General features: G+C 70.1%; 10 protein-coding genes. 6 read left to right on the top strand and 4 right to left on the bottom strand.

Annotation, left to right across the window (positions count from 1 at the left end; translation table 11 throughout):
* Positions 1 to 2 precede the first annotated feature (2 nt).
* Positions 3 to 884 (bottom strand): deoxyribose-phosphate aldolase, encoded by an 882-nt coding sequence (locus ABZ833_RS16545; RefSeq protein WP_361046810.1) that lies wholly within the window; start codon positions 882 to 884, stop codon positions 3 to 5.
* Positions 877 to 1812, bottom strand: a complete 936-nt coding sequence (iolC, locus tag ABZ833_RS16550; protein WP_361047491.1) for a 5-dehydro-2-deoxygluconokinase — start codon at positions 1810 to 1812, stop codon at positions 877 to 879. The genes ABZ833_RS16545 and iolC overlap by 8 nt, the downstream gene beginning before the upstream one ends.
* Positions 1813 to 1975: 163 nt before the next feature.
* On the opposite strand from iolC, the gene ABZ833_RS16555 reads away from it, so the two are divergent.
* The 5 genes from ABZ833_RS16555 (at position 1976) to ABZ833_RS16575 (ending at position 7282) form a co-directional block, all read left to right on the top strand.
* The gene (locus ABZ833_RS16555) at positions 1976 to 2875 is read left to right on the top strand and encodes a sugar phosphate isomerase/epimerase (protein ID WP_361046813.1); all 900 of its coding nucleotides are present in this window, start codon (positions 1976 to 1978) and stop codon (positions 2873 to 2875) included.
* 4 nt (positions 2876 to 2879) lie between these two features.
* Positions 2880 to 3794 carry a helix-turn-helix domain-containing protein gene (locus tag ABZ833_RS16560; RefSeq protein WP_361046816.1) on the top strand — a complete coding sequence of 305 codons (915 nt, stop codon included), beginning with the start codon at positions 2880 to 2882 and terminating at the stop codon, positions 3792 to 3794.
* A gap of 469 nt (positions 3795 to 4263) precedes the next feature.
* Entirely contained in the window at positions 4264 to 4461 is a 198-nt protein-coding gene (locus ABZ833_RS16565; protein WP_361046820.1) for a MarR family transcriptional regulator, read from the top strand.
* Positions 4462 to 4641: 180 nt separating this feature from the next.
* On the top strand, positions 4642 to 4962 hold the full coding sequence (locus ABZ833_RS16570) for a cation transporter (RefSeq protein WP_361046823.1): 321 nt from the start codon (positions 4642 to 4644) through the stop codon (positions 4960 to 4962).
* 82 nt (positions 4963 to 5044) lie between these two features.
* Positions 5045 to 7282, top strand: coding sequence for a heavy metal translocating P-type ATPase (locus tag ABZ833_RS16575; protein WP_361046826.1), 2238 nt, complete (start codon positions 5045 to 5047; stop codon positions 7280 to 7282).
* Between the two features lie 452 nt (positions 7283 to 7734).
* On the opposite strand, the gene ABZ833_RS16580 is transcribed toward ABZ833_RS16575, so the two are convergent.
* Entirely contained in the window at positions 7735 to 9081 is a 1347-nt protein-coding gene (locus ABZ833_RS16580) for a citrate synthase (protein ID WP_249589823.1), read from the bottom strand.
* A gap of 124 nt (positions 9082 to 9205) precedes the next feature.
* Complete coding sequence (locus tag ABZ833_RS16585; protein WP_361046829.1) at positions 9206 to 11593, bottom strand: ATP-dependent RecD-like DNA helicase; 2388 nt, start codon at positions 11591 to 11593, stop codon at positions 9206 to 9208.
* A 280-nt stretch (positions 11594 to 11873) separates the two neighbouring features.
* Between ABZ833_RS16585 and ABZ833_RS16590 the strand changes: the two genes are divergently transcribed.
* Positions 11874 to 12398, top strand: coding sequence for a DUF937 domain-containing protein (locus tag ABZ833_RS16590; protein WP_361046832.1), 525 nt, complete (start codon positions 11874 to 11876; stop codon positions 12396 to 12398).
* The last annotated feature ends 468 nt before the right edge of the window (positions 12399 to 12866 follow it).

Raw genomic sequence — 12866 nt, forward strand, 5'->3', positions numbered from 1 at the left:
TCCTACAGCAGTCCGACAGCGGTGTCGACGGCGCCCGCCACATCGCCGTCGGCCGGGTACAGCAGCGTGCGCCCGGCCACGAGCCCGTGCACGGTCGGCAGTTGGAGCGCGCCGCGCCACTTCTCGTACGCGGCTTCGCTGTCGTCACCGAGATCGCCCCCGAGGAGGACGGCGGGCAGCGTCGAGGCCTCCATGACCTGCGCCATGTCGTCCGGATTCTCGGTCACGGGGACCTTCAGCCAGGTGTACGCCGATGTCCCGGCGAGCCCCGACGCGATGGCGATGGACGTGGTGACGGCCTCGGCGCTCAGGTCGCTCCGCGGCGGACCGCCGGCGGAGGCGCGGCGGCAGAGGAACGGCTCGACGAAGACGGGCAGCTTCCGGGCGGCCATGGCGTCGATAGCACGGGCGCTGGAGTACAGGGTGGTCAGCGAGCCGGGGTCTTCGTGGTCGACGCGCAGCAGGAGCTTGCCCGCGTCGAACCCGAGCCGGTCGATGTCCTCGGCCCGGTGGCCGGTGAACCGGTCGTCCAGCTCGAACGAGGCGCCTGCGAGCCCGCCCCTGTTCATCGACCCCATGACGACCTTGCCGTCGAGCGCGCCGAGCAGGAGGAGGTCTTCGAGGATGTCGGCGGTGGCCAGCACGCCGTCCACGCGGGGGCGTGAGAGCGCGAGGCAGAGCCGCTCCAGGAGGTCACCGCGGTTGGCCATGGCCAGCTTGTCCCCGCCGACGGAGAGGGCGCCCCGTGCGGGGTGGTCGGCAGCGATGATCATCAGCCGCCCGCTGTCACCGAGGAGCGGACGCCGGGGGCGCCGGGCTGCGGCCTCCGCGATGGCCTCGGGGTGCTGGGCCCGGGTCCTGACGAGTTCGGCGAGGTCAATCATGGGCCACGGCTCCCGCGGCGAGCGCCGCCTCGACCTCGTCCGGGAACGGCATCGCGGACGAACACTCCAGGCGGGACGCGACGATCGCCCCCGCCGCGTTGGCGTACCGCATGATCCGCTCCAACTCCCAGCCGGCGAGCAGCCCGTGACACAGCGCCCCGCCGAAGGCGTCCCCGGCCCCGAGGCCGTTGAGCACCGTCACGGGCAGCGGCGGCACCTCCACGGCATCGCCCGAGCTGTTCATGGCGAGCACCCCCTTGGGGCCCTGCTTGACCACGGCGAGTTCGACGCCGGACTCCAGCAACGCACAGGCGGCGGCGATCGGTTCGCGCACTCCGGTGGCGATCTCGACCTCGTCGATGTTGCCCACCGCGACGGTGGCCTGCGCGAGCGCCTGTGCGTAGAAGTCCCGGGCCTCATCGGCCCGCTCCCAGAACATCGGCCGCCAGTCGAGGTCGAAGACCGTGAGCCCGGCCTTCGCGCGGTGGCGGAGCGCGGCCAGGGTCGCCGATCTGCTGGGCTCCGCGCAGAGCCCCGTGCCCGTCATCCAGAACACCCGCGCGGAGGCGATCGCGCCGAGGTCGAGCTCCTTCTCGTGGATCTCCAGGTCGGGCGCCTTCGGCTGCCGGTAGAAGTAGAGCGGGAAGTCGTCCGGCGGGAAGACCTCGCAGAAGGTCACCGGGGTCGGAAGGCCCGCGACCCCGCTCACCCACCGGTCGTCGACCCCGAACTCCCGCAGCTCCCGGTGCAGATAGTCCCCGAAGGGGTCCTCGCCGGTGCGGGTGACGACGGCGACCCGGCGGCCGAGCCGCGCGGCGGCGACGGCGACGTTCGACGCCGAGCCGCCCAGGAACTTGCCGAACGTGCTGACATCGGCGAGCGGCACCCCGGCCTGCAGGGGATAGAGATCCACCCCGATCCGGCCCATCGTGATGACGTCGTACGGATCGGTCACCCTGCACTCCCTTTCGGCATCGCCCCCTTGAGCCCTCCCCTAGGTCTATTCCGCCCCACGAACCCTGTCAACACATTGTCCTTACATTCGGACCACTCCTTGACACCGTTCCGCGGCGCCCTGAAAGCTGGCGGACATGACGACGCTGTCACGCATCCGGATCGGATCGGCCCCCGACTCGTGGGGGGTGTGGTTCCCCGAGGATCCGGGCCAGGTGCCCTGGAGCCGTTTCCTCGACGAGGTGGCGGACTCCGGATACGAGTGGATCGAGCTCGGCCCGTACGGCTATCTGCCCACGGATCCGGCCGTACTGACCGCCGAGACCCACAAGCGCGGCCTGAAGGTGTCGGCGGGAACGGTCTTCACGGGCCTGCACCACGGACCCTCCGTATGGGACAAGACATGGGCCCATGTGGCCGACAACGCCGCGCTCGCGCAGGCGATGGGCGCGGAGCACCTCGTCGTGATCCCGTCCTTCTGGCGCGACGACAAGACCGGCGAGGTCCTGGAGGACCGCACGCTCACCCCGGAGCAGTGGCGTCAGCTCACGCTCCAGACCGAGCGGTTGGCGTACGAGGTGCGCGAGCGCTACGGCCTGCGCGTGGTCGTCCATCCGCATGCCGACACGCACATCGACGACGAGAAGAACGTCACCCGCTTCCTCGACGCGACGGACTCCGACCTCGTCTCGCTCTGCCTGGACACGGGCCACTACGCCTACTGCGGCGGTGACAACGTCAAGCTCATCGAGACGTACGGCGAACGCATCGGCTATCTGCACCTCAAGCAGGTCGACCCGGCGGTCCTTGCCGAAGTGCGCGCGCAGGAAATGCCGTTCGGGCCCGCCGTGGCCCGCGGTGTGATGTGCGAGCCGCCGACCGGGGTGCCCGCCATCGAGCCGGTCCTCGCGGCGGCCCAGAAGCTGGGCGTCGAGCTGTTCGCCATCGTCGAGCAGGACATGTACCCGTGCCCGCCGGACAAGCCGCTGCCCATCGCCCGCCGCACCCGCTCGTATCTGCGCTCCTGCGGCGCCTAGTCCGGTGGACGGCTGGGAGGTCGCACTCGCGTCACCCCACCCCCGCCTGCGGCCGGGGATCATCGTCTACCGCGGCTTCCGGCTCGCGCTCGGGCGGCCGCGGCGCAGGCTCGAAGTCCCGATCGGCGCGGTGACGCTGATGCTCGGCTTCGAGCATCCGGTGCGGATATCCGGGCTCGCGAGATCCGGGCACGCGCGGCAGTCGGGGCAGTCGCGGCAGGAGCCGGTGACGCTGGTCTCGGTGCTCTCGGGGCTCGGCACGACACCGGTGGTCGGCGAGCACGACGGGCGGCTCGCGGGCATCGAGGTGCTGCTCGCCCCCTGGGCCGCGTTCACCCTCTTCGGCACCGCCCTGCACGAGGTGGCGGACCGGAATCTCGACCCGGACGCGCTCGGCGTCCGGCCCGGCCCCGGCCGCTGGAGCAGCGTGGCGGAACTCGCCGCGGCGCTCGGCGCGCTGCCCTCGTGGCGCGAGCGCTTCGCCCTCCTCGACGACGTCTTCGCCCGCTGGTCGAAGGCCGGGCCGCCGTCCTGCGAGCGCACGGTGCGGGCGTGGAGCGAGCTGGTGCGCACCCGGGGCGCCGCTCCCGTGGGGCACATCGCCGAGGAGGTCGGCTGGAGCGTACGCCAGCTGGAGAACCGCTTCCGGGAGCAGATCGGCATCGGACCCAAGGCTGCGGGGCGGGTCCTGCGGCTCCAGCGGGCGCGGCGGATGCTGGTGGCGGGGCGCACCCAGGCGGAGACGGCCGCGCTCTGCGGCTTCTACGACCAGGCGCATCTGAGCGGCGAGTTCAGGGCCATGACGGGCTGCACGCCGCGCGAGTTCGCCGTGATGCGGCGCGCGCTCCGGGCGCCGGGCGGCGGCCCGCAGTCGGCCGACCGGCTCACGGACGAGCCGACGAGCCTGATCCTCACCTGAGGCCGCGCGTCGCCGACTGCCGCGCGGTGCGGTGCGGTTTTTTCCAATACGCCGGACCCCGTCGGAGGCAGTCTGTTGCCTTCGAGCCATCTGGCGCGGGGGAACCTTCGTTGCCGTCAGGGCACGGGGGATGCAGGGAAGCCGGTGGACCGGGCCCGGCGCAGCGGGCCCGGTCCACCCCGCTTACGTTCTCCGCCTCACTCTCCGCCTCACTCTCCGCATCCGTGCGCCTGTCGTGCGCCGCACCACCGCGCCCCCGGATGCATCACAAGCGTCACAAACAACCTCTTCCTGTCACACATGTCCCGCCTACGCGGGTCTTCCGTCACAGCCGGTCGACAGCCGCCCTCCTGCCTCAACTCCGCGTCGTTCACCGGGCACAGGCTGAGTGATCGCCAGCGTCGCGCCGCAGCTCCCCCGACGGCTCCCCCCGAGCCGCCCCTGCGGCGCCCGCAGGGAGGTGCCACTGATGACCGACCGAAGGCTCTGGTCCTACAAGGACATCGCCGCACACATCCGGGTGCAGCCGGACACCGTGCGCTCCTATCGCAAGCACGGTCTGCTTCCCGAACCCGACCACGTGGAGTCCGGGAAGCCCTACTGGTACGCGGACACCATCCGCGCCTGGGTCGCCGCGCGGCCGCGCAACCGCGGACGCAGAGACTGAACGCCCCGGTGGGACACCACCCTCGCCCTCCGCGGTGGCCACCCCGTTGAGGTGTACCCCCTAGGGGTATAGTGTGGTGAGTGTCAGGGGGTCTCCGGGAACACCGGGACCACTCCTGCACATTACGACGCATACGCACGCACACACGCCGCACCCTCACCGATCACCGAGGAGAACGACATGAGCGCCCAGACCGAGCTCCCGCAGGCCGAGACCTCCGGCTCCTGCTGCTCCCCCAGCGGTTCCTGCCACTCGGACGGCGCCGCCGGGACGCCGCAGGGTGCCGTGACGACCGTGTACGAGGTGACCGGCATGACCTGTGGCCACTGCGAGGGTGCCGTCTCCAGCGAGATCTCCGAGATCGCCGGCGTCAGCTCGGTCAAGGCGGTGGCCGCCACCGGCCAGGTGACCGTGATCTCCGAGGCCCCGCTCGACGAGGCCGCGGTCCGCGCCGCGGTCGACGAGGCGGGCTACGAACTCGCCGGTGTCAGCAAGGCCTGACTCTCCCCTTGCCGGGTACCCCGGGCCCTGTGACACCGTCACAGGGCCCGCAGCCGCTTCACCCCAGACGTACGAAAGAGCCATGAACGAAGTCGAACTCGCCGTCGGCGGAATGACCTGCGCCTCCTGCTCCGCCCGCATCGAGAAGAAGCTGAACCGCGTGGAGGGCGTGACCGCGTCGGTCAACCTCGCCACGGAGAAGGCGAAGATCTCGTACGCGGAAGGGGTCGAGGTCGGGCAGCTGATCGCGACGGTCGAGAAGCTCGGCTACACCGCGCAGGAGCTGGTGCCCGCCGCTCCCGAGCCCGAGGCACCGGCCACGACCGCGGACATCACCGAGCCCGACACCCTTCGCCAGCGGCTCATCGGCTCGGCGCTCCTCTCCCTGCCCGTCGTCCTCCTGGCGATGGTCCCCTCGCTGCAGTTCGACAACTGGCAGTGGCTCTCGCTGACCCTGGCCGCGCCCGTCGTCGTCTGGGGCGGGTTCCCCTTCCACAGGGCGGCGTTCACGAACCTGCGGCACGGCGCCGCGACCATGGACACGCTGGTGTCGGTGGGCACGCTCGCCGCGTTCGGCTGGTCGCTGTGGGCGCTGTTCCTCGGGGACGCGGGGATGCCGGGGATGCGGCACGGCTTCGAGTTCACGGTGTCGCGCGCCGACGCATCCTCCACGCTCTATCTCGAGGTCGCCGCGGGCGTCATCACGTTCATCCTCCTCGGGCGCTGGCTGGAGGCCCGCGCGAAGCGGAAGGCGGGCTCGGCGCTGCGGGCCCTGCTCGAACTGGGCGCCAAGGACGCGGCCGTGCTGCGGGACGGCGCCGAGGTCCGGGTCCCGGTCGCGCGGCTCGTGGTCGGCGACCGTTTCGTCGTACGCCCCGGAGAGACCGTCGCGACCGACGGCACCGTCGTCGACGGCGCGTCCGCGGTCGACGTCTCGATGCTGACCGGTGAGTCCGTCCCGCTGGACGTGGCCGCGGGCGACGCGGTGACCGGGGCGACCACGAACCTGTCGGGGCGGCTCGTCGTCGAGGCCACGCGGGTCGGCTCCGACACCCAACTGGCCAGGATGGCCCGGCTCGTCGAGGACGCGCAGACCGGCAAGGCCCAGGTGCAGCGCCTCGCCGACCGGATAGCCGGGATCTTCGTGCCGGTCGTCCTGATGATCGCCACCGCCACGCTCGGCGGCTGGCTCGGCGCCACCGGCGACGCGACCGCCGCCTTCACGGCGGCCGTCGCCGTCCTGATCATCGCCTGCCCGTGCGCCCTCGGCCTGGCGACGCCGACCGCCCTGATGGTCGGCACGGGGCGCGGTGCACAGCTCGGCATCCTCATCAAGGGCCCCGAAGTCCTCGAATCCACACGCCGGGTGGACACCGTCGTCCTGGACAAGACCGGGACGGTGACGACGGGGCGGATGACGCTGCGGGACGTGTACGCGGCCGACGAGACCGAGGAGAAGCAGCTGCTGCGGCTCGCGGGGGCCCTGGAGCACGCCTCCGAGCACCCGGTGGCGCGGGCGGTCGCGGCGGGCGCCGCCGCGGAGTTGGGGCTTCAGGCGGGCGCTCTGCCCGCCGTGGAGGGGTTCGAGAACGTCGCGGGGTCCGGCGTGCGCGGCACGGTGGAAGGCCACTTGGTGCTCGTGGGGCGTGAGCGGCTGCTCGCGGAGGCGGGGGTCGAGGGGCTCGCCTCGGTGGCGGCGTTCAAGGCCGGGGCCGAGGCGGCGGGACGTACAGCCGTCCTGGTCGCCTGGGACGGCGTGGCACGCGGTGTCCTCACCGTCGCCGACACGGTCAAGGACACCAGCGCCGAGGCGGTGCGCGAGCTGCGCGCCCTGGGCCTGACGCCGGTGCTGCTCACCGGGGACAACCGGGCCGTCGCCCAGGCGGTGGCGAAGGCGGTCGGCATCGGGGCGGACGCCGTGTACGCCGAGGTCCTGCCCGAGGACAAGGTCGATGTCGTACGGCGGCTGCGGGACGAGGGCAAGGTCGTCGCGATGGTCGGGGACGGGGTCAACGACGCCGCCGCGCTCGCCACCGCCGATCTGGGCCTGGCGATGGGCACGGGCACGGACGCGGCCATCGAGGCGAGCGATCTGACGCTGGTGCGCGGGGACTTGCGCGGGGCCGCCGACGCGATCAGGCTCTCCCGTAAGACCCTCGCCACGATCAAGGGCAATCTCTTCTGGGCCTTCGGCTACAACGTGGCCGCGCTGCCGCTGGCCGCGGCCGGACTCCTGAACCCGATGATCGCGGGGGCGGCGATGGCTTTTTCTTCAGTCTTTGTCGTCACCAACAGCCTCCGTCTCAGGACTTTCACATAGTCTCTTCACATACTGGTTGCAGCATTCTCACGTACGAGTCTTGATCGGCATATCGGAACTCTTGCGCATGTACAGGACATATGCAGGAGACGCAGATCACAGCGATCCCAACGTAACCATTCGGGGGGCTCGTGAGTCTAAGAGGCGATGCCGGGGACGTCTTGGGGGACGTCTCTAGACATCGGGGACATCTTGGGGGATGTTCCTAGGAATGCGTTGGCCGGGACACGTGCACCGGGGAGCTTGAGCGGCCCTCCTGGTACGTACGCGTCCCGGCAGATCGCAGGACGACAGCACAACTGGCGCGCTGCCACCACAGACGCCCGGCCGGATCCCGTGGGGGGAATCCGCACCGGGAAACAGGAAAGCGCCCCGACCGCCGACCCGTGGGGGGATCGGCGGCGGGGCGCTTTTCGCTTGGCGCGCTCTGTCGCGCGCCTACGGCGTGCGGGTCAGCGACCCTCGACCGGGACGAAGTCCCGGAGAACCTCACCGGTGTAGATCTGGCGCGGGCGCCCGATGCGGGATCCCGGCTCCTTGATCATCTCGTGCCACTGCGCGATCCAGCCCGGAAGACGGCCGAGCGCGAACAGCACGGTGAACATCTCGGTCGGGAAGCCCATCGCGCGGTAGATGAGGCCCGTGTAGAAGTCCACGTTGGGGTAGAGCTTGCGCTCGACGAAGTAGTCGTCGGCCAGCGCGTGCTCCTCGAGCTTGAGGGCGATGTCCAGCAGCTCGTCGTCCTTGCCGAGAGCCGAGAGGACGTCGTGCGCCGCCGCCTTGATGATCTTCGCCCGGGGGTCGAAGTTCTTGTAGACGCGGTGCCCGAAGCCCATGAGCTTCACGCCGTCTTCCTTGTTCTTCACCTTGCGGATGAAGTTGTCGACGTCGCCGCCGTCCTGCTTGATGCCCTCGAGCATCTCCAGGACGGACTGGTTGGCGCCACCGTGCAGCGGGCCCCAGAGGGCCGAGATGCCGGCGGAGATCGAGGCGAACATGTTCGCCTGCGACGAGCCCACCAGACGCACGGTGGAGGTCGAACAGTTCTGCTCGTGGTCCGCGTGCAGGATCAGGAGCTTGTCGAGCGCGGAGACGACGACCGGGTCCAGGTCGTACTCGGCGGCCGGCACCGAGAAGGTCATGCGCAGGAAGTTCTCGACGTAGCCGAGGTCGTTGCGCGGGTAGACGACCGGGTGGCCCACGGACTTCTTGTAGGCGTACGCCGCGATCGTCGGAAGCTTGGCGAGCAGGCGGATCGTCGAGAGGTCGCGCTGCTCCTCGTCGAACGGGTTGTGGCTGTCCTGGTAGAACGTCGACAGCGCGCTGACCACGGACGACAGCATCGCCATCGGGTGGGCGTCACGCGGGAAGCCGTCGTAGAACCGCTTGACGTCCTCGTGCAGCAGCGTGTGCTGCGTGATCTCGTTCTTGAAGCTGGCGAGCTCGTCGACCTTCGGCAGTTCGCCGTTGATCAGCAGGTACGCCACCTCGGTGAAGGTGGAGCGCTCGGCCAGCTGCTCGATCGGATAGCCGCGGTACCGCAGGATGCCCTGCTCGCCGTCGAGGTAGGTGATGGCGGATTTATAGGCGGCGGTGTTGCCATAGCCGCTGTCCAGGGTCACCAGACCGGTTTGGGCGCGGAGCTTCCCGATGTCGAAGCCCTTGTCGCCGACAGTCGAATCGATCACCGGGTAGGTGTACTCGCCATCGCCGTACCGCAGTACTACAGAGTTGTCGCTCACGTCATCCCTCACCGACGTTGTGCCTCTTCTTCGAGGTGCCCTGACTGTCTCTACCATCCCCCATTTGGCCCTGGAGAGTGCACTCGGGGTCGACCATTGGGCCTATTGGCGGCACTGAGTGCCGCCAACTTACTCATCCTGCCCCCCTGTGCCCGGTTGCGGAAGTGGTGTGTGACCTTTCCTACTCGTTTGATCGATCAAAATTTCGGGGGGTGGATCCAGGGGTCGATCCGGGGGTGGCTCCGGGGGTGGAACCACGGCCTCCGGCGAGCCGGAAGTCCAGGGCCGTACAGCGTCTGCCCGCGGAGACCGTGCGCACCGCTTGTCCCAGAGCCTTGCGCGAACCGACCAGGACGACCAGCTTCTTGGCGCGCGTGACCGCCGTATAGAGCAGATTTCGTTGCAGCATCATCCATGCCCCCGTGGTCACGGGGATCACCACCGCCGGATACTCGCTGCCCTGGGAGCGGTGGATGGTGACCGCGTACGCATGGGCCAGTTCGTCCAGTTCGTCGAAGTCGTACGGAATCTCCTCGTCCTCGTCCGTAAGGACCGTGAGCCGCTGCTCATCGGAGTCGAGCGAGGTGACTACTCCGACGGTGCCATTGAAGACGCCGTTCTGCCCCTTCTCGTAGTTGTTGCGGATCTGGGTGACCTTGTCGCCGACGCGGAACACCCGGCCGCCGAAGCGCTTCTCCGGTACGTCCGGTCTGCTGGGGGTGATGGCCTGCTGGAGCAGGCCGTTCAGGTTCCCCGCGCCCGCGGGGCCGCGGTGCATGGGCGCGAGCACCTGGACGTCGCGGCGCGGGTCGAGGCCGAACTTCGCCGGGATGCGGTGCGCGGCCACGTCCACCGTGACCCGCCCCGCGTCCTCGGTCTCGTCCTCCACGAAGAGGAAGAAGTCGCTGAGGCCCTGGGTGATGGGCGGCACCCCGGAGTTGATGCGGTGGGCGTTCGTGACGACGCCGGACTGCTTGGCCTGGCGGAAGATGTGGGTGAGCCGGACGGCGGGGACGGGGCTCTGCTCGCTGAGCATGTCGCGCAGGACCTCGCCCGCGCCGACGCTCGGCAGCTGGTCCACGTCTCCGACGAACAGGAGATGGGCGCCGGGGGCGACGGCCTTCACCAGCTTGTTGGCCAGGAGCAGGTCCAGCATGGACGCCTCGTCGACCACGACGAGGTCGGCGTCGAGCGGGCGGTCCTTGTCGTACGCGGCGTCTCCTCCCGGCTTGAGCTCCAGGAGGCGGTGGACCGTGGAGGCCTCGGCTCCGGTGAGCTCGGCGAGGCGTTTGGCGGCGCGGCCCGTGGGGGCGGCCAGGACGACCTTGGCCTTCTTGGCGCGGGCCAGCTCCACGATGGACCGGACCGTGAAGGACTTGCCGCAGCCGGGGCCTCCGGTGAGGACGGCGACCTTCTGCGTCAGGGCGAGCCTGACCGCCGCCTCCTGCTCGGGGGCGAGGTCGGCGCCGGTGCGGGTGGCAAGCCAGGCCAGGGCCTTGTCCCAGGCGACGTCCTGGAAGGCGGGCATGCGGTCTTCCGGGGTTCTGAGGAGGCGCAGGAGCTGGGCGGAGAGGGAGAGTTCCGCGCGGTGGAAGGGGACGAGGTAGACGGCGGTGACGTCCTCTTCGCCGGTGGGGCCGGCGTTGGGGGCTGCGTTGGGGCCGATGGTGGGGCCGCTGGTGGGGCCCGGGACTCGCTCGCGTACTACGCCTTCGTCCTCCGTCGCGAGCTCGGCGAGGCAGTCGATGACCAGGCCCGTGTCCACCTGGAGCAGCTTCACCGCGTCCGCGATGAGGCGCTCCTCCGGGAGGTAGCAGTTGCCCTGGTCGGTGGACTGGGAGAGTGCGTACTGCAGGCCTGCCTTGACGCGTTCCGGGCTGTCGTGGGGGATGCCGACGGACTGGGCGATGCGGTCCGCGGTGAGGAAGCCGATGCCCCAGACGTCGGCGGCCAGGCGGTAGGGCTCGTTCTTCACTATGGAGATGGAGGCGTCCGCGTACTTCTTGTAGATGCGGACGGCGATGGAGGTGGAGACGCCCACGCCCTGAAGGAAAACCATGACCTCCTTGATGGCCTTCTGTTCCTCCCAGGCCGCGGCGATCATCTTGGTGCGCTTGGGGCCCAGGCCGGGGACCTCGACGAGGCGCTTGGGCTCCTTCTCGATGATGTCGAGGGTGTCCACGCCGAAGTGGGTGGTGATGCGGTCGGCCATGACGGGGCCGATGCCCTTGATGAGGCCTGAGCCGAGGTAGCGGCGGATGCCTTGGATGGTGGCGGGGAGGATGGTGGTGTAGTTCTCCACCGTGAACTGCTTGCCGTACTGGGCGTGGGAGCCCCAGCGGCCCTCCATGCGGAGGGACTCTCCCACTTGGGCGCCCAGCAGTGCGCCGACGACGGTGAGGAGGTCGCCGCCGCCTCGGCCGGTGTCCACGCGGGCGACGGTGTACCCGTTCTCCTCGTTGGCGTAGGTGATCCGCTCGAGGACCCCCTCGACCACTGCGGCTGTCGCCGCCGTCTTCGCCGCCGTCTTCGCTGTCGTCTTCGCTGTCGCTGCTGCTGGACTCGACATGGGCCGACGCTATCGCTCGGCGCTGACAGTGCGGGAAGCCTGTGGACAACTCGGGGTGGGGGCAAGGGTTGGGGGTGGTGGAGACAGCTTCGAGGGGGCCCGGTCTTGCGACCGGGCCCCCTCGGGTCTCCCCTCCCCTGTCGGTACTCCGCGATCCCCCCAGATCCCCCCCAGAAGTCCCGACGCACAGTACGACCCGCGTCGGGCGGGAAGGGTTGCACGGGCAAGGCGACGAGTTTTCGGGGTGCCGACGAAGTGGGGCAGAAGTAGCTTTTAACCCATGAGCGAAGAATCTTCTGAAACTGGGCCCGGAACCTCGCTGGAGAAGGACGTCCTCGACGAACTCGGCGACGACAGGCTTCAGGAGATCGCGGGGCTTCTGGGCACGGATGCCGCGGGGGCGCAGGACGTGGTGGGGACCACGGTGAACGCGCTTTCGGGGAACCTGCAGGAGAAGGCGGAGGACCCGGCGGAGGCGGAGGAGGTCCAACAGGCCCTCGACGAAGCGGCGCCTCCGCAGGGGATCGCCGGGTTCGGGGGCTTCGGGGGGCTTGCGGCGGGCGGGATGCTGTCCGGGGTGCTGGCGAAGATGAGCAGGCCGGTGGCGAACGCGGTGGCAAAGAAAACGGGCCTGCCGGCGGCTTCCGTGACCCGGGTGATCGAGCTGCTGATCCCGGTGCTGTTGACGGTACTGACGAAGCGTGCGTCGGCGTCGAAGTCGGCGGGGGGCGGAGCCGGGGGCGGGGGCGGGGGCGGGGGCCTTGGGGACCTGCTGGGCCAGATCCTGGGCGGCAAGAGGAAGTAACCGGGGGCGGCGCGGTGCTGGTCCGTCTTGGGGGCGGGGCCGTGCCGTCCGGTGGCCGCGGGGTACTGCGGCAGGGGAGCGCCATGAACCATGCTCCGGGCAGACAAACCGCCACGTCCGTGCACCCGCACTGCGGAGCCGCTCCGTCTGTGGGTGCGGGGCCGCGCCGGTATGTCCGTCCTCGCTATCGTCCGGTGACCGCACAGCTACTTCGCCACCGGAGCGCCGCGAACCGTGCTCCGGGCAGACAAACCGGCACGTCCCCTCACCAGCGCTGCCGACTGCAGGCGCATCCGTGCTGCGGCGCCACTTGGCCTTGGGGCCGGGGCCGCGCCGGTATGTCCGTCCTCGCTATCGTCCGGTGGCCGCGATTGCTACTTCGCCACCGGAGCGCCGCGAACCGTGCTCCGGGCAGACAAACCGGCACGTCCCCTCACCAGCGCTGCCGACTGCAGGCGCATCCGTGCT

Source organism: Streptomyces sp. NPDC047525, assembly GCF_040643025.1.
Lineage (GTDB): Bacteria > Actinomycetota > Actinomycetes > Streptomycetales > Streptomycetaceae > Streptomyces > Streptomyces durmitorensis.